This window comes from Gallaecimonas xiamenensis 3-C-1 (assembly GCF_000299915.1).
Classification (GTDB): domain Bacteria; phylum Pseudomonadota; class Gammaproteobacteria; order Enterobacterales; family Gallaecimonadaceae; genus Gallaecimonas; species Gallaecimonas xiamenensis.
The window spans coordinates 36,761-55,658 of record NZ_AMRI01000011.1; the positions used below are offsets into that span (position 1 = coordinate 36,761).

At 63.2% G+C, this 18,898-nt stretch carries 23 protein-coding genes; 20 read left to right on the plus strand and 3 right to left on the minus strand.

The genetic code is table 11. The annotated features are described in order from the left end of the window. From B3C1_RS09090 to B3C1_RS09120, 7 genes are read left to right on the plus strand one after another with little or no spacing between them, the layout of a single operon-like run. Positions 1-1,317 carry a sigma-54-dependent transcriptional regulator gene (locus B3C1_RS09090; RefSeq protein WP_156804514.1) on the plus strand — a complete coding sequence of 439 codons (1,317 nt, stop codon included), beginning with the start codon at positions 1-3 and terminating at the stop codon, positions 1,315-1,317. Between the two features lie 9 nt (positions 1,318-1,326). Next, the gene (gene fliE, locus B3C1_RS09095) at positions 1,327-1,653 is read left to right on the plus strand and encodes a flagellar hook-basal body complex protein FliE (RefSeq protein ID WP_008484368.1); all 327 of its coding nucleotides are present in this window, start codon (positions 1,327-1,329) and stop codon (positions 1,651-1,653) included. Positions 1,654-1,665: 12 nt separating this feature from the next. Further along, entirely contained in the window at positions 1,666-3,333 is a 1,668-nt protein-coding gene (gene fliF / locus B3C1_RS09100; RefSeq protein WP_008484369.1) for a flagellar basal-body MS-ring/collar protein FliF, read from the plus strand. Further along, a complete protein-coding gene (locus B3C1_RS09105) occupies positions 3,326-4,321 on the plus strand; it encodes a FliG C-terminal domain-containing protein (RefSeq protein WP_237750987.1) in 996 nt (331 codons plus the stop codon). The genes fliF and B3C1_RS09105 overlap by 8 nt, the downstream gene beginning before the upstream one ends. A gap of 2 nt (positions 4,322-4,323) precedes the next feature. Beyond that, positions 4,324-4,983: a FliH/SctL family protein gene (locus B3C1_RS09110; protein WP_008484371.1), complete on the plus strand. Its 660-nt coding sequence runs from the start codon at positions 4,324-4,326 to the stop codon at positions 4,981-4,983. Further along, positions 4,980-6,296: a FliI/YscN family ATPase gene (locus B3C1_RS09115; RefSeq protein ID WP_008484373.1), complete on the plus strand. Its 1,317-nt coding sequence runs from the start codon at positions 4,980-4,982 to the stop codon at positions 6,294-6,296. The genes B3C1_RS09110 and B3C1_RS09115 overlap by 4 nt, the downstream gene beginning before the upstream one ends. Continuing rightward, positions 6,296-6,715 (plus strand): flagellar FliJ family protein, encoded by a 420-nt coding sequence (locus tag B3C1_RS09120; protein WP_008484374.1) that lies wholly within the window; start codon positions 6,296-6,298, stop codon positions 6,713-6,715. The genes B3C1_RS09115 and B3C1_RS09120 overlap by 1 nt, the downstream gene beginning before the upstream one ends. Here B3C1_RS09120 and flgN read toward each other — a convergent pair. From flgN to flgA, 3 genes are read right to left on the minus strand one after another with little or no spacing between them, the layout of a single operon-like run. Next, positions 6,675-7,103: a flagellar protein FlgN gene (flgN, locus tag B3C1_RS19360; RefSeq protein WP_008484375.1), complete on the minus strand. Its 429-nt coding sequence runs from the start codon at positions 7,101-7,103 to the stop codon at positions 6,675-6,677. The two genes, B3C1_RS09120 and flgN, sit on opposite strands and share 41 nt — an antisense overlap. Further along, the gene (locus tag B3C1_RS09130; RefSeq protein ID WP_008484376.1) at positions 7,100-7,360 is read right to left on the minus strand and encodes a flagellar biosynthesis anti-sigma factor FlgM; all 261 of its coding nucleotides are present in this window, start codon (positions 7,358-7,360) and stop codon (positions 7,100-7,102) included. Before B3C1_RS09130 ends, flgN begins: the two co-directional genes overlap by 4 nt. Positions 7,361-7,417: 57 nt before the next feature. After that, positions 7,418-8,095 (minus strand): flagellar basal body P-ring formation chaperone FlgA, encoded by a 678-nt coding sequence (flgA, locus tag B3C1_RS09135; protein WP_192813361.1) that lies wholly within the window; start codon positions 8,093-8,095, stop codon positions 7,418-7,420. 155 nt (positions 8,096-8,250) lie between these two features. On the opposite strand from flgA, the gene flgB reads away from it, so the two are divergent. From flgB to lafA, 13 genes are all read left to right on the plus strand, one after another. Continuing rightward, positions 8,251-8,631, plus strand: a complete 381-nt coding sequence (flgB, locus tag B3C1_RS09140; protein WP_008484378.1) for a flagellar basal body rod protein FlgB — start codon at positions 8,251-8,253, stop codon at positions 8,629-8,631. A 1-nt stretch (position 8,632) separates the two neighbouring features. Continuing rightward, entirely contained in the window at positions 8,633-9,070 is a 438-nt protein-coding gene (gene flgC, locus B3C1_RS09145; protein ID WP_008484379.1) for a flagellar basal body rod protein FlgC, read from the plus strand. A gap of 9 nt (positions 9,071-9,079) precedes the next feature. Next, the gene (locus B3C1_RS09150) at positions 9,080-9,739 is read left to right on the plus strand and encodes a flagellar hook assembly protein FlgD (protein ID WP_008484380.1); all 660 of its coding nucleotides are present in this window, start codon (positions 9,080-9,082) and stop codon (positions 9,737-9,739) included. After that, entirely contained in the window at positions 9,736-10,920 is a 1,185-nt protein-coding gene (flgE, locus tag B3C1_RS09155) for a flagellar hook protein FlgE (protein WP_008484382.1), read from the plus strand. The genes B3C1_RS09150 and flgE overlap by 4 nt, the downstream gene beginning before the upstream one ends. An 11-nt stretch (positions 10,921-10,931) precedes the next feature. Beyond that, positions 10,932-11,663 (plus strand): flagellar basal-body rod protein FlgF, encoded by a 732-nt coding sequence (flgF, locus tag B3C1_RS09160; protein ID WP_008484385.1) that lies wholly within the window; start codon positions 10,932-10,934, stop codon positions 11,661-11,663. An 18-nt stretch (positions 11,664-11,681) separates the two neighbouring features. Then, the gene (gene flgG, locus B3C1_RS09165; protein WP_008484386.1) at positions 11,682-12,467 is read left to right on the plus strand and encodes a flagellar basal-body rod protein FlgG; all 786 of its coding nucleotides are present in this window, start codon (positions 11,682-11,684) and stop codon (positions 12,465-12,467) included. A gap of 10 nt (positions 12,468-12,477) precedes the next feature. Next, a complete protein-coding gene (gene flgH / locus B3C1_RS09170) occupies positions 12,478-13,143 on the plus strand; it encodes a flagellar basal body L-ring protein FlgH (protein ID WP_008484387.1) in 666 nt (221 codons plus the stop codon). A 12-nt stretch (positions 13,144-13,155) separates the two neighbouring features. Continuing rightward, entirely contained in the window at positions 13,156-14,268 is a 1,113-nt protein-coding gene (gene fgIL, locus B3C1_RS09175; protein ID WP_008484388.1) for a lateral flagellar basal body P-ring FlgIL, read from the plus strand. Positions 14,269-14,279: 11 nt separating this feature from the next. After that, complete coding sequence (locus B3C1_RS09180; RefSeq protein ID WP_008484389.1) at positions 14,280-14,696, plus strand: rod-binding protein; 417 nt, start codon at positions 14,280-14,282, stop codon at positions 14,694-14,696. 2 nt (positions 14,697-14,698) lie between these two features. Then, positions 14,699-16,039 carry a flagellar hook-associated protein FlgK gene (gene flgK, locus B3C1_RS09185; protein WP_008484390.1) on the plus strand — a complete coding sequence of 447 codons (1,341 nt, stop codon included), beginning with the start codon at positions 14,699-14,701 and terminating at the stop codon, positions 16,037-16,039. Beyond that, positions 16,039-16,938, plus strand: a complete 900-nt coding sequence (flgL, locus tag B3C1_RS09190; protein ID WP_008484391.1) for a flagellar hook-associated protein FlgL — start codon at positions 16,039-16,041, stop codon at positions 16,936-16,938. The genes flgK and flgL overlap by 1 nt, the downstream gene beginning before the upstream one ends. 5 nt (positions 16,939-16,943) lie before the next feature. Beyond that, complete coding sequence (locus tag B3C1_RS09195; protein ID WP_156804515.1) at positions 16,944-17,924, plus strand: hypothetical protein; 981 nt, start codon at positions 16,944-16,946, stop codon at positions 17,922-17,924. 141 nt (positions 17,925-18,065) lie between these two features. Next, positions 18,066-18,890: a lateral flagellin LafA gene (gene lafA, locus B3C1_RS09200; RefSeq protein WP_008484394.1), complete on the plus strand. Its 825-nt coding sequence runs from the start codon at positions 18,066-18,068 to the stop codon at positions 18,888-18,890. Positions 18,891-18,898: the final 8 nt, after the last annotated feature.

An 18,898-nucleotide genomic window follows, 5' to 3' on the forward strand; every position in this document is an offset into this window, starting at 1 on the left:
ATGGACAAGACTATATTGCTGGTGGATCCCCGTGGATCCGAAGACCCGGTTTACCGTCAGGTTGAACAGGCCGGTTACCGCCTGGTAGTGGCGCAGGATTGCCCCACCGCCCTAATCAGCCTGCACCAGACCGAGCCCATGCTGGTGCTGGTGGATGCCGACCTTGACACCCCCTTGAGCGAGTTTGTCGCCCGCATCCGCCGCGCCCATCCCAAGTGCCCGGTGGTGACCCTGGTTCGGGCCCACCAGAGCGTCAAGGCCTCCGAGGCCATGCGCCAAGGCGCCATGGACTACCTGCTCAAGCCCTTTACCGAAGAGCAGCTGCTGGCCGTGGTCAGCCACGCTATCAGCCTGCACGAACCCATTCCCAACATGGTGGTGGCCTCCCAGGCCAGCCGCCAGGTGCTGCTGCTGGCCAAAAAGGCCGCCCAGACCACCGCATCGGTATTGATCAGTGGCGAGTCCGGCACCGGCAAAGAGCGCCTGGCCCGTTACATCCATGACCAGTCTTGCCGCGCCAACGGTGCCTATGTGGCCGTCAACTGCGCCGCCATTCCCGAGTCCATGCTCGAGTCCACCCTCTTTGGCCACGCCAAAGGCGCCTTTACCGGCGCCGTGGCCAGCCAGGTGGGTAAGTTCGAACTGGCCAACGGCGGCACCCTGCTGCTGGACGAGATCTCCGAGATGCCCCTTGATCTGCAGGCCAAGCTGCTGCGGGTCATCCAGGAGCGTGAGCTGGAGAAACTGGGCTCCAACCAGAAGGTCAAGCTGGACGTGCGCATCATCGCCGCCACCAACAAGGACCTTCGTGAGGAAGTAGCCAAGGGCCGCTTCCGTGAAGACCTGTTCTACCGCCTGGACGTGTTGCCCCTGGCCTGGCCGGCCCTGCGCGAGCGCCCGGACGACATCCTGCCCCTGGCCCGCCATTTCCTGGACAAGTACGCCGATGGCACTGCCTTTGAACTGCACCCAGATGCAGCCCGCAGCCTGCTGTCCCACCCTTGGCCCGGCAACGTGCGGGAGCTGGAAAACGTGGTGCAGCGCGCCCTGATCCTGGCTCGCGGCCTGGTGCTGCAGCCTGAAGATCTGATGCTGCCTCGCAGCATAGAGCGCAGCTTCGATCCACAAGTGACCTCATTGCAGGCCTCCAAGAAATGCGCCGAGTTCCAGCACGTGCTGGACACCCTGCGCCGTTTCAACGGCCATCGCCAGAACACTGCCGACGCCCTGGGTGTCACCACCCGGGCCTTGCGTTACAAGCTGGCCGCCATGCGCGAGCAGGGCATAGACGTCAATCAACTGGTCGTAAGTGGCTAAGGACGAACCATGAAAATCGACAATATCAGCACCCAGGCCAGCCTGCTGCAGCAACTGAATCGCCTGAGCCTAGAAGCCGACGGTATCTCTCCCAACCGTATCGCCGGCCAAGGTGAAGGCTCCTTTACCGACGCCATGAAGGCCGCCGTCAACAAGGTGGACTTCGACCAGAAAGCCGCCGGCGATCTGATGACCGCCGTGGAAACCGGCCAAAGTGACGACCTGGTGGGGGCCATGGTGGCCAGCCAGAAAGCAGGGCTGAGCTTCTCGGCCCTGGTCCAGGTCCGTAACAAACTGGTGTCGGCCTTCGACGACATCATGCGCATGCCGGTGTAAGGAAAGGAACCCATGGCCGAATTGATCAAAAGCGCCCCCGGCGGCGAAGCCCTGAGCGCCAGCCTCAAATCCCTTGGCGGCCAATGGCGCCGCCTGACTGCCGATTCCCGTTCCGTATTGGTGATAGCCCTGCTGGCCGCCATAGTGGCTGGCGCCATAGTGGTGATCCTCTGGACCAGCAGCCGCCAGTACGTGCCTCTTTACGGCAAGCAGGAGCTGTACGACAAAGCGACCATCATCGATACCCTGGAAAAAGAAGGCATCGACTTCCAGCTCGACGGCAACAGCGGCAACGTGCTGGTAGCCGAAGACCGCCTGGCCGATGCCCGCATGCGCCTGGCTGCCAAGGGCGTCAAGGCGGCCCTGCCGGCCGGCCTGGATGAACTGGGCAACATCTCCACCCTGGGCACCAGCCAGTTCATGGAGTCGGCCCGCTACATGCACGCCCTGGAAGGGGAACTGGCCCGCACCATCATCGCCCTTGACCCGGTGCGCAGCGCCCGGGTCCACCTGGCTGTGCCCAAGCGCACCCTCTTTGTGGGCCGTGAAGAGCAAAAGCCCACCGCCTCGGTGATGGTGGACCTGGCTTCGCCCCTGGACCAGAACCAGGTAGAGGCCATCCTTAACCTGGTGGCAGGCTCCATCCCCGGCATGACCGCTGGCGCCGTGTCCGTGGTGGACCAGAACGGCAACCTGCTGTCGGCCGGCCTTGGCGAGTTGGACAACCCGGCCCGCCTTTCCGGCAAACAGATGGACTACAGCACCCGCCTGGAAGAGCGCATGAAAGAGCGCGCCAGCGCCATGCTGCAACCGCTGCTGGGTATGGAAAACTTCCGGGTGCAGGTGGCGGCGGACGTGGACTTTTCCAGCGTCAACGAAACCCGCGAGGCCCTGGAAGGGGACCCGGTGCTGACCCAGGAAAACGCCAAGCGTGACAGCTCCACCGACTCCATCGCCCTGGGGATCCCCGGCGCCCTGACCAACAGGCCCCCTGTGCCCCAGAACAACGCCCAGGGCCAGGCCGACGCCGAACCGCAAAAAGCGGTCAGCCAGCGTGAAGAAACCAACCGCCGCTTCGAAACCGGCCGCGCCGTGACCCACACCAAGTATGCCCAGGGCCGCCTGCGCCAGCTGTCGGTATCGGTGCTGGTCAACAGTGCCCAGGCCCCGGAAGGGGGCTGGCAACAGGCCGATCTGGATCAGCTTTCCGACATGGTAAAAACCGCCGTCGGTTTCGACGGTGCCCGGGGTGACCAGTTCAGCCTGCACAGCTTCAACTTTGCCGCCCAGACCAAGCCGCTGCCCATGCCAGAGGCCCAGTGGTGGCAAGAGCCGGTCTGGCAGAACTACCTGCGTTACGCCGTGGGTGGCCTGATGGTACTGCTGCTGATCCTGTTCGGGATCCGGCCCCTGGTACGCCACCTGGTGCGTCCGGCCCAGGCTCCTGGCGACGACGACCTGCTGGCCCTGGACGAGGACGACAGCGAACTGCTGAGCCAGTCCCGCAGCCGCGCCGAACTGGACGACGACGAAGAAGAGCTGTTGGCCGCCTTGCCGCCGCCGGGCTCCGAGCTGGAAGTACAACTCAAGCACCTGCAACTGCTGGTGGACAAGGAAACGGCCCGAGTCGCCGAAGTGGTCAAACAATGGGTGAGCAGCGATGAACAACGCCATGACTGAAAGAACCGATCTGGACAGGGCCGCCATACTGCTGCTGTCCATGGGTGAGAGCACCGCCGCCAAGGTGATGGCCCGCCTGAGCCGTGACGAAGTTACCGCCGTGTCCCAGCGCATGGCCAAGCTCAGCGGCGTGTCCACCCAGGAAGCCAAAGATGTGATGCAGGGCTTTTTCGACCATTACCGTGAGCACAGCGGCATCAGTGCCGCCTCCCGTAACTACCTGGAGAAGACCCTGGATATGGCCCTGGGCAAACGCCTGGCCAGGGGCATGATCGACAGCATCTACGGCGATGCCCTGCGCCAGGAGCTCAAGGCCCTGCACTGGGTGCCGGCCGATACCCTGGCCCGTTTCTTCCGCAACGAGCATCCCCAGCTGCAAGCGGTGCTGCTGGCCTTCCTGCCGCCGGAAAACGCCTCGGCGGTGATGGCGGCCCTGCCCAAGGATGCCCACGACGACTTGCTGTTCCGTGTGGCCAACCTCAAGGAAGTCAGCGACCAGGTGCTCGAAGAGCTCAAGACCACCCTGGCCCGCTGCCTGCACTTCGTCTCCGAGCAATCCACCGCCAAGGTGGACGGGGTGCGCCAGGCCGCCGACATCCTCAACCGTTACCACGGTGACCGTGGCGCCCTGATGGAGATGCTCAAGCTCCACGATCAGGACACCGCCGGCATGGTGGCCGAGAACATGTACGACTTCATGACCCTGGCCCGCCAGTCCGACGAAGTGCTGCAGACCCTGGTGCAGGAAGTGCCCACCGAAACCCTGGCCCTGGCCCTCAAAGGTGCCGATGCCCAGGTACGGGACGCCCTGTTGGCGGCGCTGCCCAAGCGTATGGCCCAAGGCCTGCAAGACGCCCAGCAAGCCATGGGTGTGGTACCGCTGAGCCGTGCCGATCAGGCCAGGGGCGAGATCATGGCCCTGGTGCGCAGTCTCCACGAGGAACAGCAGCTCAGCTATCAGCTGTTTGAGGAAAAGACGGTCAGCTAGCCATGGATAAAATAAAAGGTAACTACCGCCGCCACCGCTTTATCGCCCTGTCGTCCCTGCACGCCAGGGACAGCGGTGAGCCGGATCCCTTCCAGCAAGGGTACGATGACGGTTTTGTGCAGGGCCAGGAAAAGGGCCTGCACCAGGGCCTGGAAGACGGCCGCCGTCAGGGGCAGCAGCAAGGCTTCGAGAACGGCTTTCGGGAAGGCAAGGGCCAGGGCGAAACCGCCGGCCGCGCCGACTTCGAGCAGGCCCTGGCGCCCCTGGTGTCGGTGCAGCACGCCCTGGAACAGGCCCGCCAGCAGCAACTTGCGGACAACACCGACAGCCTCTGCGCCCTGGTAGAGCAGGTGGCCAGAAGGGTGATCCATGCCGAGCTCAGCCTCAACCCCTCCCAGATCCTGACCCTGGTTCAGGAGGCCGTCGGCCGCCTGGACAGCACCAAGGGCCCCATCAAGATCTTCTTGTCCAGCGATGATCACCAGCGCCTAGGCAAGGTCGGCATCAACCAGTGCGGCGACTACCCGCTGCTGGCCGATGGCGAGCTGGGCACCGGCGATTGCCGCCTGGAGAGCGACCAGCAGCAACTGCTGATCCGCTCCGAAGAGCGCCTGCAAAACTGCATGGCCCAGGTGCGCGACGAACTGGAGAACGAGCAGTGACAGCCCTCGCCGAGCGACTGAGCCGGGCCGCCGGCAAGCTGGGCGAGGTAGAGCTGGGGGATGTGGCCGGCCGTCTGGTCAGGGTAACCGGCCTGACCCTGGAAGTGGTGGGCTGCCGGCTGGTGGTGGGGCAGCGCTGCCTGGTGGATACCAAAGGCGGCGTACCTATCCTGGCCGAAGTGGTGGGATTTGACCGCGACACCGCCTTCTTGATGCCCTATCGCAATGTCTCTGGCCTTTATTCCGGCGCCTCGGTCAAACCCCTGGACGACGAATGGCGGCTGCCGGCCGGACCGGCCCTGCTGGGCCGCGTTCTCGACGGCATGATGCAGCCCCTGGACGACCTGCCGCCCCCGGTGGGCGAGCTTATCAGCCTGCACAATACCAGCCTCAACCCCCTTAAACGCACCCCTATCCGCGAGCCACTGGACGTGGGGGTTCGCGCCATGAATGCCCTGTTAACCCCCGGTAAGGGCCAGCGCCTCGGCCTTTTCGCCGGCGCCGGTGTCGGTAAGAGTGTGCTGTTGGGGATGATGACCCGCTACACCCAGGCCCAGGTGGTGATCGTCGGCCTTATCGGCGAGCGGGGCAGGGAAGTACGGGAATTTATCGAAGAAGCCCTGGGCCCGGAGGGCATGGCCAGGGCCGTGGTCATCGCCGCCCCGGCCGACCAGTCGCCGCTGCTGCGCCTGCGCGCCGCCGAGGTCTGCCACCGCCTGGCCGAGTATTACCGCGACCAGGGCCAGGACGTGCTGCTGCTGATGGACTCCTTCACCCGTTATGCCCAGGCCCAGCGTGAGTTGGCCCTGGCCATCGGTGAACCCCCTGCTACCCGAGGCTACCCACCGTCGGTGTTTGCGGCCCTGACCCGCCTGGCGGAAAGGGCTGGCAACGGCGCCGGCCAGGGGTCGTTGTCGGCCTTCTACACCGTCTTGGCCGAAGGGGACGACCAGCAGGACCCCATCAGCGACGCGGCCCGCGCCATCCTGGACGGCCACGTGGTGCTGAGCCGCAGCCTGGCCGAAGCCGGCCATTACCCGGCCATCGACATCAATGCCTCCATCTCCCGGGTCATGACCCAAGTGACCACTGAAGGGCATCGCCAGCAGGCGCTGCGCCTCAAACGGCTGCTGTCGCGCTATCAGCAGGTCAGGGAGCTGTTGCCCCTGGGGGGCTACCAGCCCGGCCAGGATCCGGAATTGGACGAGTCGGTGCGGCGTTATCCGCAGATCGCCGCCTTCCTGCAACAGGGCATCCACCAGGCTGCGGATTTTTCCCAGAGCCTGGCCGCCCTTGAAGAGGTACTGGCCTGATGTTTGATTTGTTCCTGGAGCGCCAGCAGAACCTGCTGGAAAACCTCGGCAGCCAAAAGGTGCAAAAGCACCAGCAGCTGGAGCAGCACCGCCAGCGGGTGGAGCTGCTCAGCGATGTGGACCAGCACCTGGGCCAGGTGGCCAGCCACAGCGCCCTCTATCATCAGAACCGGCTGGCGCTTCGGCGCCAGTTGGGGGACATGCTGGCCAGCCAGCAGCAGGAGATGGAGTTGGCTCAGCTGGACCTGAACTACCAGCAGCAGTTGCTGCTCAAGCAGTTCGGCAAGGTCAAGGGCCTGGAAGTGGTGCAAAAAAAACGCGCCGATCTGGCGCGAATGGAAGGAACGAAACAAGAACAACAGCAGATGGACGAATGGGTCAGCTCTCGACGCCGTACTCCAAGGGGGTCCGGCCTATGACCTCGGCCAGCAGTTCCTGCTGGCTGGCCAACAGGTGGCCGTTGCGTTCATTGATGGACTTGCACTGGCTGAGTCGTTGGCCAAGGGCCTGCCACAGGGCGGCCACATCGTTGGACATCTTCTCGGGCAGTTTGGTCAGCAACAGCTGCATGGCGTCATCGCCGTTACCAAAACCCAGGCCATCGAGCAGGGAGCTGCGCTCCCTGGCACTGCCGGCCAGGGCGTCCAGGGTCGGGGTCAGTACCAGGTTGAGGTGGGTGAGCCCGTCGGTATCGGTGCGGGTCAGCAGCCTTTCCTGGTGGCGAAGCAGTTTTTGCAGTTCTTCACAGCGAACGATGTCCGCTTTCACGCCCTTGACCAGGGCCGCGAGTTTTTCTTTGACTGTCATGATCGGTGCATCGCCAAAATGTCCTCGGCCAGTTGCTCGGGATCCAGGGTCAAGCGACCCTCCAGCAGGGCCTGGCGAACTTCGTTGACTTTGGCCACATCCACATCGCTGGTGCCCGCAAGCACCCCGGCCAGATCGGTATTGCCGATGGCCGGATCGGAGGTGACCCGGGGAGCGTCGTCGACCTGGGCTTTGAAAGCCTCGCCACGAGGGCGGTCGACCAACTGATAAACGTTGGAACTTGAATGGATTTTCATGGTTAGCGCCAGAAAAGTAACTTCGAGAATAAAAAGCGGCGGCGCCTTCCGAAAACTTTAAAAGCGGGTTTCGACTATCCCCTTGTCCACTACCCAGGCGGTGATCTCCTTACCGGACGAGAGATTGCGCACCTGGACACTCTCCCCCCTGGCCCCTCCTGAAAGGGCTACCCCCTTCATACTTGCCCGCACTCCCTGCTGGTCTACCCGGATCACCACATTTTCCCCTTTTTGTACCAACAGCGGGGCTGCCACAGTACCCGGCCCCAACACCTGGCCCCGGCGCAGGTTGCGCTTGGCCTGCTGGCCGATGAGCTGGCGCTGATCGGTGACAAAGCCGCCGTAGATGCCCTCCAGGGGCAGGGTGCGGCGCAGCAGATCTGCCGCCTCTATCAGCTGGCCCCGGCGTATGCCCTGGCGGGCGGTCCACACCGGCAGGCTGACCTTGACCTCCACCCGTGCCCGCAGTTGCCAGGCCGGGGCGCTGCAACTGACGTCATAGGGAATACGCCCCCAGGGCTCGGCACCAAGGCGGCTTGGGGCCAGCCGCAAAGGCTGGTTGCAGGGGGGCAGATGGTCGGCGCTGTCCGGTACCCAGGCCGAGGCCTTGGCCTGGTATTGGGGCCAGTCGAGCTGGCGCGCATAAGTGGCCAGGCGCTGTTTGGCGTCTTTGACCAGGGCCTGTTGCAGATCCTGGCCCGGGGTGGCCAGGGCCTGCCCCTGTAGCAGTGCCAAAAGGGGAAGGGCGGCTTTCCAGAGCGGAAGTTTTTGCTTCCGCAGCGCTTTCCCTTTCTGATGATTGTATTTGTAATTCATTGTTTTTAAATGCTTTTAAAGTTGGCACAGCCCTTGTTTAGCTTTTTGCATCAAAAAAGGGAGAGCCTTCGAACATGGGCATTAGTGTGGACAAAGCCTTGGGTATACATCAATACGCCTTGGCTATGCGCGTCGAACGCTCCCGGGTTATCGCCGGCAACTTGGCCAACGTGGATACCCCGGGATACCTGGCCAGGGACTACGACTTCAAGACGGCCCTGCGCGGCCTGGCCAGCGACATCCAGGGCATGAGTAGCCAACAGCGCCTGCCCGAACTGAGCCTGGACAGCGATCTGCGCTACCGGGTGCCCATGCAGCCCTCCGAAGACGGTAACACCAGCGAGCTGGGTGTTGAACAGACCCAGTTTGCCTCCAATGCCATGGACTTCGAGAGCAGCCTGACCTTTTTGAACATGAAGCTGGCCGGCATCAAGAAAGCCATAGAGGGACAATAACATGGCCTTTAACAGCATTTACGACATCGCCGGCAGCGCCATGCGCGCCCAGACCGTGCGCCTGAACACCGTGGCGTCCAACCTGGCCAACGCCGACAGCGCCGCCGGCTCCGAAGCCCAGGCCTACCGCGCCATCAAGCCGGTGTTCGCCACCCTTTACCAGAGCATGGACGTGGACGGCGGCGCCAGCGGCGCTCACCTGGCCAGCGCCAATGTCCGCATCGCCGATCTGGTGCAGTCCGACCGCACCATAGAGAAGCGCTTCGAGCCGGGCAACCCCATCGCCGACGGCGAAGGCTTCGTTTACTACGGCAACGTCAACGTGGTGGAAGAGATGGCCGACATGATGTCGGCGTCCCGCACCTTCCAGACGGCGGCCGACGTCATCACCCGCACCAACAGTATGCAGCAGTCGTTGCTGCGTCTGGGCCAGGCATAAGGAGAGCCCATGAGCGTTTCCCAGGTCGATAACGGCAGCACCAACACCAGCACCGGCAGCGGTGTCGCCAGCAACAGCGCCGGCGCCCTGCAGACCGAGTTCCTGCAGCTGATGGTGGCCCAGATCAACAACCAGGACCCCCTCAACCCCATCGACGGCACCGAGTACGTTTCTCAGTTGGCGCAGATGTCCACGGTGGAAGGGATCCAGAACATGATGAGCCTGCAGAGCCAGAGCAACACCCTGCTCGACACTCAGCAGGTACTGCAAAGCACCCAACTGGTGGGCAAGCAGGTCAGCGTGCCGGCAAGCAACCTCAGCCTGGACAAGGAAGAGGCCATTACCGGCAAGGTGCGTCTGCCCGAGTCCGGCGAGTCGGTCACCCTGAAAGTGACAGACGTCAACGGCAAGGTGGTGCAGGAGCGCGACTTCGGTCAACAGGCCGCAGGGGACATCCCCTTCGAGCTCGATACCCTGCCCGAAGGCATTTACAAGTTCGAAGTGGTGGTGAAGAACGGCGACGTCAGCCAGAGCTACACCCCTTACCTCAATCGCCAGGTCGAAAAGGTCAGTATCCCGGCCAATGGCGGTGACATCCAGCTGCAAGTTGCCGGTGTCGGCAGCATGTCCCTGTTCAGCGTCAGTGAATTCCTTGGAGAACCCGCATGAGTTACAACATCGGCCTGAGCGGCCTGCGCTCAACCAACCAGGCTTTGAACGTCATTTCCCAGAACATCGCCAACGTCTCCACCGCCGGCTTTAAGGCCGCCCGTGCCGAGTACGCCGCCCTCTACGCCGGTGGCGAGCCTGGCGGTGTGGAAGTGGCCCAGGTGTCCCAGGATTTCAGCAAGGACGGCAGCAAGGAATTCACCGGCCGCTCCCTGGATCTGGCCATTTCCGGCCAGGGTTTTTTCATGGTCAAAAATGCCCAGGGCCAGACCGCCTACACCCGCGCCGGTACCTTCAACAAGGACGCCAGCAACTTCATCGTCGGTGCCGGCGGTGAGAAGCTGCAAGGCTACGGTGTGGACGCCAACGGCGCCCTGCTGACCGGTGTGGTGACCGATCTTAAGATCTCCGCCTCCAACCTGGCGGCCAAGGCCAGCACCCGCCTGGACTTCAAGGCCAACCTGCGTGCCGATGCCGCCGTGCCGGCCACCACCCCCTTTGACCCGGCCGACGCCAACAGCTTCAACTACTCCTACACCAGCAGCGTCTACGACTCCCTGGGTACCGAGCACACCGTCACCCAGTACTTCGTCAAGACCGGTGCCAACACCTGGGACAGCAACTACTACGTTGACGGCGCCGCCACCGGTGTCACCCAGGCCGTCAACTTCAACACCGACGGCACCCTGGCCGCCCCCACCACTCCTGTGGTGCTGAACATGACTCCGGCCGGTGCCGACCCCATCGCCCTGGACGTGTCCTACACCGGCACCACCCAGTACGCCGCCGACTTTAGCGCCAGCTACGACGCCGACGGCTACAGCTCCGGCGAGCTGGCCGGGGTACGGGTAGACGACGACGGCTCCGTCTTCGCCGTGTTCACCAACGGCAAAGATCTGCTGCAAGGCAAGGTGGCCCTGGCCAACTTCTCCAACCCCAACGGCCTGGCCAAGGGCGACAACACCAGCTGGACCGCCACTTTCTCTTCCGGCAACGCCGTGATCGGCGATCCCGGTGCCGGTGGCCTGGGTACCCTGACTGCCGGTGCCTACGAAGGCTCCAACGTCGACCTGACCGGTGAGCTGGTCAACCTGATGACCGCTCAGCGTAACTACCAGGCCAACGCCAAGAGCATCAGCACCGCCGACAAGATGACCCAGGTGCTGTTCAGCTCCTGGTAAGGGATTAGGTCATGGAACGTTACCTCTACACCGCCATGGGCGGCGCGCTGCACACCCTGACGGCCCAGCGCATCCACGCCAACAACCTGGCCAACGCCGGCACCACCGGCTTTCGGGCCGACATGGAGCGGGTGGCCGCCTATCAGGTCGAGGGGGCAGGTTTTGCCTCCAAGATCCTGGCCCAGGAGCAGGCGCCCACCACCGACTTCACCCCCGGTGCCATGGAAACCACAGGCCGGGACTTGGACCTGGCCATCCGTGGCAACGGCTTTTTGGCGGTGCTGGACCAGACCGGCAACGAGGCTTACACCCGTGCCGGCAACCTGAGTGTCGATGCCGACGGCCGCCTGCTGGCCGACGGTAAGGAAGTTACCGGCGTGGACGGCCCCTTGCAGGTGCCGGAGTACCGTTCCATCACCATCGGCCAGGACGGCACAGTGTCCGTGGTGCCGGTGGGGGGCAATGCCGTACTGCAGGTGGGCCAGCTCAAACTGGTCAACCCGGCCATCGCCAGCCTGCAAAAAGGTGACGACGGCCTCTTCCGCCAGCAGGACGGCGCCCTGGCCGCCGCCGACCCCAACGTCGTTGTGGAGTCCGGCCACCTGGAGCAGTCCAACGTCAACGCCGTGGATGAGATGGTCAACACCCTGTCCCTGGCCCGCACCTTCGAGGTGCAGATCCGCATGATGAAGACCGCCGATGAATTGTCCGCTTCCGGCAGCCGCCTGGTGCGCGGTGCCTGAAGCTAGAGGAGATAACTGATGCAAGCAGCACTTTGGGTTGCCAAAACCGGCCTTGCCGCCCAAGACGCCAAGATGGCGACCATTTCCAACAACCTGGCCAACGTCAACACCGTTGGCTTTAAGCGCGATCGCGTCGCCTTTGAAGATCTGTTCTATCAGATCGAGCGCCAGCCCGGTGCCCAGCAGGACCAGCAAAACCAGCTGCCCAGCGGTATCCAGGTGGGTAACGGCGTGCGTATCGTCGGTACCCAGAAGGTGTTTACCGAAGGTAGCTTCGAGACCACCGGCCAGGATATGGACGTGGCCATCGTCGGCAAGGGCTTTTTCCAGATCGAACTGCCCTCCGGCGAGATTGCCTACACCCGTAACGGCCAGTTCAGCCGCAACAGCGACGGCCTGATGGTCAACGCCGACGGCCTGCCCCTGGTGCCGCAGATCCAGATCCCGGAAACGGCCCTGTCCCTGTCCATCGGCACCGACGGCACCGTCACCGCCCAGATGGCCGGCGACGCCCAGCCCCAGGAGCTTGGCCAGATCACCACCGTCAACTTCACCAACGCCGCCGGCCTTGAAGCCATGGGTGGCAACCTCTACCGGGAGACCGCCGCGTCCGGCCAGCCCCTGGAAGGGGTACCGGGCAACGAAGCCCTGGGCAGCCTCAAGCAGCGCACCCTGGAAGGCTCCAACGTGTCCGTGGTGGAAGAGATGGTCACCATGATCGCCACCCAGCGCGCCTACGAGATGAACGCCAAGGTGGTCTCTTCCACCGACCAGATGCTCAAGTTCATCAACCAGTCTGTGTAAGGGGAAGGGAATGCGCGTACTGGCTCTCATGCTCATGCTGGCTTTGGCAGGCTGCCAGAGCATCCATTACGACCTGGGGGTGCCGCAGCCGGGCGAGTCCGACTGGGCGCCGACCCTGGTGGAGGCCAATGCCCAGCCCGGCGAGGATGGCAGCCTGTACGCACCGGCCCAGATGTTTACCCTGTTCCAGGATCGCCGGGCCTACCGGGTCGGCGACATCCTGACCATAGTGCTGGACGAGCAGACCCAGTCTTCCAAGCGGGCCGACACCAGCCTGGACAAGCAGTCCAGCATGGGCATAGGCGCGCCGGTGTTTGGCAACAAGACCTTTAACGATCTGGGGGCCAGCGTCGACGCCAACCGCAACTTTGCCGGTGGCGCCAGCGCCAGCCAGCAGAACTCCCTGAGCGGCTTTATCACCGTGACGGTGGCCGGGGTCATGGCCAACGGCGTCTTGGCGGTGCGCGGCGAGAAGTGGATCAAGCTCAACCAGGGCGACGAATTCCTGCGCCTCAAGGGCCTGGTGCGGGTCGATGATATCGACCAGCAGAACCGGGTCTCTTCCCAGCGGGTGGCCAATGCCCAGATCACCTACGCCGGGCGCGGCTCCCTGGCGGAGACCAACCAGCCTGGCTGGTTGACCCGCTTTTTCCAAAGTCCCCTGTTCCCCTTCTGATTGGAGCTGACCATGCTACGCACCCTTTGCTGGCTTTGCGGCCTGTTCACCTTCACCGTCCTGGCCCAGAGCCGGCCGCTGCTGGACATCGCCGACGTCCAGGGCCTAAGGGAAAACCAACTGGTAGGTTACGGCCTGGTGGTGGGCCTGTCCGGCACCGGTGACCGCAACCAGGTGAAGTTCACCAGCCAGTCCATGACCAACATGCTCAAGCAGTTCGGGGTGCAGTTGCCGGCCAACATCGACCCCAAGCTCAAGAACGTGGCGGCGGTGTCGGTGCATGCCAACCTGTCCAGCGTGGCAGGCCGTGGCCAGACCCTGGATGTGACCGTTTCCTCCATCGGTGATGCCAAGAGCCTGATGGGCGGCACCCTGCTGATGACGCCCCTGCGCGGCGTGGACGGCGAGATTTACGCCGTTGCCCAGGGCAACCTGGTGGTGGGGGGCCTCAAAGCCGACGGTAACGACGGCTCTTCGGTGACTGTCAACGTACCCACAGTCGGCATCATCCCCAACGGCGCTACCATAGAGCGGGAAGTGCCCGGCAGCGCCGAGCCCAAGCCCCAGGTAGTGCTGAACCTCAAGGTGCCCAACTTCAAGACCGCCCGTAACGTGGAGCTGGCCATCAACCAGGTGTTCGGTCCCCAGGTGGCGGCGGCCCAGAACGCCGGCCGTATTTTGGTCAGGGCGCCCATGGAGAACGAACAGCGGGTGATCTTCATGTCCATGCTGCAAGACGTGCAGGTGGATATGGGCCGCCAACGCCCCCGGGTGGTGTTTAACAGCCGTACCGGCACCGTGGTGATGGGCCAGGACGTCAGGGTCCACAAGGCCGCCGTTACCCACGGCAGCCTGACGGTCACCATCAGCGAAGATTTCAACGTGTCCCAGCCTAACGGCGGCGGCTTCAGGTCCAACAACCCCGGCCGCACCGTGGTCACCCCCGACTCCAAGATCAACGTGGACCAGGAAAGGCCCAACATGTTCATCTGGCCCGACGGCACTTCACTGGACGTGATAGTGCAGGCGGTCAACAGCCTGGGGGCTTCCCCTGGCGACATCATGTCCATCCTCCAGGCCCTGGATGAAGCCGGCGCCCTGGAAGGTGACCTGGTGGTGATTTAAGGAACCGCAGCATGATTTCTCTTCAGGCCACTGAAAGCCATTTTTACCAGGACACCAGCCGCCTTCGTAACCTCAAGGGCAAGGCCGGCCTGGAGGCCGCCGCCAGCGAATTTGAAGCCATGTTCCTGCAACTGGTGCTCAAGAACATGCGTGACGCCACCCAGGCCATGGCCGACGAGGACAGCTTCCTGTCCAGCCGCCAGCAGCAGTTCTACCAGAGCATGGCCGACGGCCAGCTGGCCACCGAGATGGCCTCCAAGGCCAAGCTGGGCATCGCCGAAGCCATGACCCGCCAACTGGGCCACCACCTGGCAGGGGCAGGGGAGGGTAGCGTTGCCCTAAAGAATGACCAAGGCGCTGTCGCTTCTTCCTCTATAAGCACGGCTGCCCTGCGCCAGCCATTGATCCGCACCGCTGACGGTAACTGAACATGAGTTTGCTAAATAACGGTTTGTCCGGCCTGCAGGCGTCCCAGTACGCCATGAACGTGGTCAGCCAGAACATCGCCAACCTCAATACCCAGGGCTACAGCCGCCAGGACGCCCTGATGGTGGCCCGCAACGGCGGGGGCTTTGGCACCCTCAATGCCGGCGACGGTGTGGAAGTGACCCAGCTGCGCCGCATCAACGACAGTTACCTGACTGCTTCTTTGTGGCGCGCCAATACCAAGAGCGGTTACGACAGCCAATACAGCACCATGATCAGCCAGATGGAAGCGGTGTTCGGCAGTGACGAGCTGAGTATCAGCAACGGCCTGGACAGCTTCTTCTCGGCCCTTTCCGCCGCCTCTTCCGCGCCCCAGTCCATCGCGCCCCGCCAGCAGGTGCTGGCCACCGCCGAGGCCTTGGCCAACCGCTTCAAGCAGTTGTCCGGCAATATGGACGTACAGGAAAAACAGCTGGACGAGCAGGCCGATGCCACCCTGGTGGACATCAATACCCAGGCCCAGAGCATCGCCACCCTCAACCAGACCATCATTGAGGTCAAGGCCAAGGGCGGCAACACCTCGGCCCTGGAAGACCAGCGCGACGAACTGGTGCTGGCCCTGTCCAAGCAGGTGACGGTCAAGACCACCCAGCAGGACGACGGCTCCCTGACCATCACCCTGTCCGGCGGCCAGCCGCTGGTGATGGGCAGCCGCAGCGCCACCCTGAGCCGCGCCGGTGACGATATCACCCTCAAGTTCGTCAACGAGACCTTCAGCCTGAACAACATCGGTGGCTCCCTTGGTGCCAACCGCGACTACAAACTGGGCGAACTGGCCAGCCTGCGCAGTGACCTCAACGCCCAGGCCCAAAGCCTGGCCGACCAGTTCAACACCCAGTTGGCCGCCGGCTTTGACCTCAACGGTAATCCCGGCACGCCCCTGTTCAGCTACGACCCGACCAACCCGGCGGGCTCCCTGGCCCTTGACCCGGCCATTACCCCCGAAGCCCTGGCCTTTACCGGCGACGACGGCACCGGCAACCCGGTGGGCGGCATCGGCGACAACAGCAACCTGCTGGTGATGGTCGAGATGAAAACCGGCCTGTACGACGACTACAGCAAGCTGCTTGGCGATCTGGCGGTCCGTTCCGGCCAGGCCCAATCCCTGGCCACCGCCAGCGAAAGCCTGCAACTGGACGCCCTGAACAAGCGCAACTCGGTCAGCGGCGTCAACCAGGACGAGGAAGCGGCCAAGCTGATGCAGTACATCCAGTCCTACCAGGCCAATGCCAAGGTGATCAGCGCCGCCGATGAGATCTTTTCCACGCTTATGGGGATGTTCTGATGCGCGTCAGTAGCGGACAACTCAGTCAATACGTGCTCTCCGGCCTGAGCCGCCAGGGCGCCGAATACGGCAAACTCATCCAGCAGATGAGCTCCGGCGAGCGCATTACCAAGCCGTCGGACGATCCCTTGGGGACCGTGACCCTGCTTGGCCTGCACCGGGACCAGCAGAACATGGAGCAGTACCTCAAGAACATCGGCGACGTCACCAGCAAGCTCGAGCAGACCGAGAGCTACCTCGATGCCAGCTTCGACGTACTGCTGCGGGTCCAGGACTTGGCCCTGGCCGCCAAGAACGGCTCTGCCTCCGACTCCGACCGCCAGGCCTATGCCTCTGAGCTCAAGAGCCTGCGCGACAACCTGTTGGATTTTGCCAACGCCAAGGACGAAGAAGGCCATTACCTGATGGCCGGCAGCCAGCTGGACCAGGCCGCTATCGCCGACGACGGCACCGGCAACCTGGTTTACCAGGGTGACAGCCTGGTGCGTCAGGTGCAGGTAGCCCGGGGTGTGACCATGGGTGCCAACATCACCGTAAACGACATCTACTTCGATGCCGCTGGCGGTTTCTTCCAGGACCTGGACGCCTTTATCACCGACCTGGACACCCCCGGCACCGACATGACCCCATCCGGCACCGTCATGGTCGACCGCATGGAAACCACCCTGGCCAGCCTCAACCGGGCCTTGACCGACATCGGCGGCCGCGTCAGCAGCCTGCGTAGCCTGGACACCGCCCAACAGGACGTGAGCCTGGCCAACGACAAGATCATCGGTGAGATAGAGAGCCTGGATTACGTGGCGGCGGCCGACCGTGCCAACCAGATCCAACTGGCCCTGACCGCCACCCAGAAAACCTACAGCCAGCTCAGCCAGCTGAGCCTCTTTGATTACCTCTAATGGCCATGCAGATATCCCCCCTCGTCAGTAAGGACAACCGGCACCAGGCGGCGGGCATAGTGCCCGGCGCCAGCCAGGACAAGCCCCAGGAGTTGGCGGCCAAGCCCCGCAGCAGCGGGGATATCAGCGTCAAGGCCCAGCGGCATGGGCAGTGGGCCTTGATGAGCCAGGCCCAGTTCCGGCTCTCGACCTTACAGTCGATGGAGCAGGCCGTGGTCAACACCTACCGGCAGTTGGTGGGGTTGGCCAGGCAGCTGGAACAGAACCAATCACAGTCACAGGCCCTGGCCAATCAAGCCAGGGCCTTGGCGCATCAGGTCGATGGTGAAGGGCTGCTGGACGGCGCCCTGGCACCGAGGCGTCAAAAAGGGGAAGCGAGCTTCCTGCTGACCCGGGTTGACCTGCTCAGCCAACGCAGCCAGGCCGAGACCGTTAAAATCGGCCTGCCCAACGGCGCCTCCCTTTCCCTGCGCCTGGGGGCCCAGGCCAGCCAGGGCCGGGTGCTGGCCGACCTCGGCGCCCAATTGGCGCGCCAGGGGATCTCGGTCAGCAGCAACAGCCAAGGGCAATTGCTGCTGTCCGGCCCGGAAAAGCTCTTTGCCAGTCCCTGGCAGTTCCAGGGCCAAGGGATCAGGGTGCCGGCCGGCAATCCCGTGCCCATCACCCTGGACGTTCAACCCCAGGTACTGGACCAAATGGCTCAAGGCCTGGCTGCCGGCAATGTGGATTACGAAAAGGCCCGGTTGCGCGCCCTGCTGGCTGCCCTAGAGCAGCACCGCAAGGCCCTGGCTCAGCAGCGCCAGCAACTGATGCAGAAAATGGAGTCCCTGCGCTCCCAGGCCTTGGCCGCCGGCCAAAGCCCTGAGCAGTTGGGCGAGAGCGTCAAGACCTTGATGCGCGAAGGGGACTTTACCCTGCAACTTAACACCCTGATGGCACAGGCAAATCTCTCGCGCCAGTCAGTGGTGGCCCTGCTGGCGGGTTGAGTTCGTTATTTCGCCTTTAGTTTCCCTTTCGATCGAAGTTTTTTGTTTTGTCATTTTATTTTCCTGAGGGCGGTGCCGCCTATTTCATGGTGAACGACAATGGCCGCAAGGGCGGCGTTTAAACCCTCAGGAGAAAGACCTATGTCTCTGTCTATCCATACTAACTTTGCGTCCCTGGTTTCCCAGAACTCGCTGAACAAAAGCAACAACATGCTGTCCACCGCTCTGGAGCGCCTGGGCACCGGCCTGCGCGTAAACAGCGCTGCTGACGACGCTGCCGGTCTGCAGATCGCCAACCGTCTGACTTCTCAAACCCGTGGTATGGCTGTTGCCCAGCGTAACTCCCAAGACGCCATCAGCATGCTGCAAACCGCTGACAGCGCCCTGGACGAAGCCTCCACCATCGTTTTCCGTATGAAAGACCTGGCCACCCAGGCTGCTAACGGTACCAACGGTACTTCCGACCGCGCCGCTCTGGACTCCGAGTACCAAGAGCTGACTTCCGAACTGACTCGTATCATGACCGAAACCACTTACGGTTCCGGCCAGAACCTGTTCACCGGCAAGCTGGCTGCTCCCGTGACTTTCCAAATCGGTTCTTCTGCCACTGAAACCCTGGCTTTTGACGCTTCTACCGAAATCGCCGCCATCGATCCTACCGCTCTGGCCGATATCACTGTACAAGCCAACGCCACCACCGAAATGGGCGCTCTTGACACCCTGCAAGAGTCCATCGGTGCTGCCCGTGCCAAGTTCGGTGCCAACATCAACCGTCTGGACCACACCATCAACAACCTGGCTTCCATCAGCCAGAACACCGAAGCTGCCAAAGGCCGCATCATGGATGCCGACTTCGCTTCTGAAACTTCCAACATGACCAAGCAACAGCTGCTGATGCAAACCGGCGTAAGCGCTCTGACCAGCGCCAACTCCGTCACCAGCCTGGTTGGTTCTCTGCTGCGCTAAGCAGAATT

Bases quoted from the DNA above. Each gene is read 5' to 3' on its own strand.
- B3C1_RS09090 (WP_156804514.1), top strand. From the start codon at position 1: ATGGACAAGACTATATTGCTGGTGGATCCCCGTGGATCCGAAGACCCG.
- fliE (WP_008484368.1), top strand. From the start codon at position 1,327: ATGAAAATCGACAATATCAGCACCCAGGCCAGCCTGCTGCAGCAACTG.
- fliF (WP_008484369.1), top strand. From the start codon at position 1,666: ATGGCCGAATTGATCAAAAGCGCCCCCGGCGGCGAAGCCCTGAGCGCC.
- B3C1_RS09105 (WP_237750987.1), top strand. From the start codon at position 3,326: ATGACTGAAAGAACCGATCTGGACAGGGCCGCCATACTGCTGCTGTCC.
- B3C1_RS09110 (WP_008484371.1), top strand. From the start codon at position 4,324: ATGGATAAAATAAAAGGTAACTACCGCCGCCACCGCTTTATCGCCCTG.
- B3C1_RS09120 (WP_008484374.1), top strand. From the start codon at position 6,296: ATGTTTGATTTGTTCCTGGAGCGCCAGCAGAACCTGCTGGAAAACCTC.
- flgN (WP_008484375.1), bottom strand. From the start codon at position 7,103: ATGACAGTCAAAGAAAAACTCGCGGCCCTGGTCAAGGGCGTGAAAGCG.
- B3C1_RS09130 (WP_008484376.1), bottom strand. From the start codon at position 7,360: ATGAAAATCCATTCAAGTTCCAACGTTTATCAGTTGGTCGACCGCCCT.
- flgB (WP_008484378.1), top strand. From the start codon at position 8,251: ATGGGCATTAGTGTGGACAAAGCCTTGGGTATACATCAATACGCCTTG.
- flgC (WP_008484379.1), top strand. From the start codon at position 8,633: ATGGCCTTTAACAGCATTTACGACATCGCCGGCAGCGCCATGCGCGCC.
- B3C1_RS09150 (WP_008484380.1), top strand. From the start codon at position 9,080: ATGAGCGTTTCCCAGGTCGATAACGGCAGCACCAACACCAGCACCGGC.
- flgE (WP_008484382.1), top strand. From the start codon at position 9,736: ATGAGTTACAACATCGGCCTGAGCGGCCTGCGCTCAACCAACCAGGCT.
- flgF (WP_008484385.1), top strand. From the start codon at position 10,932: ATGGAACGTTACCTCTACACCGCCATGGGCGGCGCGCTGCACACCCTG.
- flgG (WP_008484386.1), top strand. From the start codon at position 11,682: ATGCAAGCAGCACTTTGGGTTGCCAAAACCGGCCTTGCCGCCCAAGAC.
- flgH (WP_008484387.1), top strand. From the start codon at position 12,478: ATGCGCGTACTGGCTCTCATGCTCATGCTGGCTTTGGCAGGCTGCCAG.
- fgIL (WP_008484388.1), top strand. From the start codon at position 13,156: ATGCTACGCACCCTTTGCTGGCTTTGCGGCCTGTTCACCTTCACCGTC.
- B3C1_RS09180 (WP_008484389.1), top strand. From the start codon at position 14,280: ATGATTTCTCTTCAGGCCACTGAAAGCCATTTTTACCAGGACACCAGC.
- flgK (WP_008484390.1), top strand. From the start codon at position 14,699: ATGAGTTTGCTAAATAACGGTTTGTCCGGCCTGCAGGCGTCCCAGTAC.
- flgL (WP_008484391.1), top strand. From the start codon at position 16,039: ATGCGCGTCAGTAGCGGACAACTCAGTCAATACGTGCTCTCCGGCCTG.
- B3C1_RS09195 (WP_156804515.1), top strand. From the start codon at position 16,944: ATGCAGATATCCCCCCTCGTCAGTAAGGACAACCGGCACCAGGCGGCG.
- lafA (WP_008484394.1), top strand. From the start codon at position 18,066: ATGTCTCTGTCTATCCATACTAACTTTGCGTCCCTGGTTTCCCAGAAC.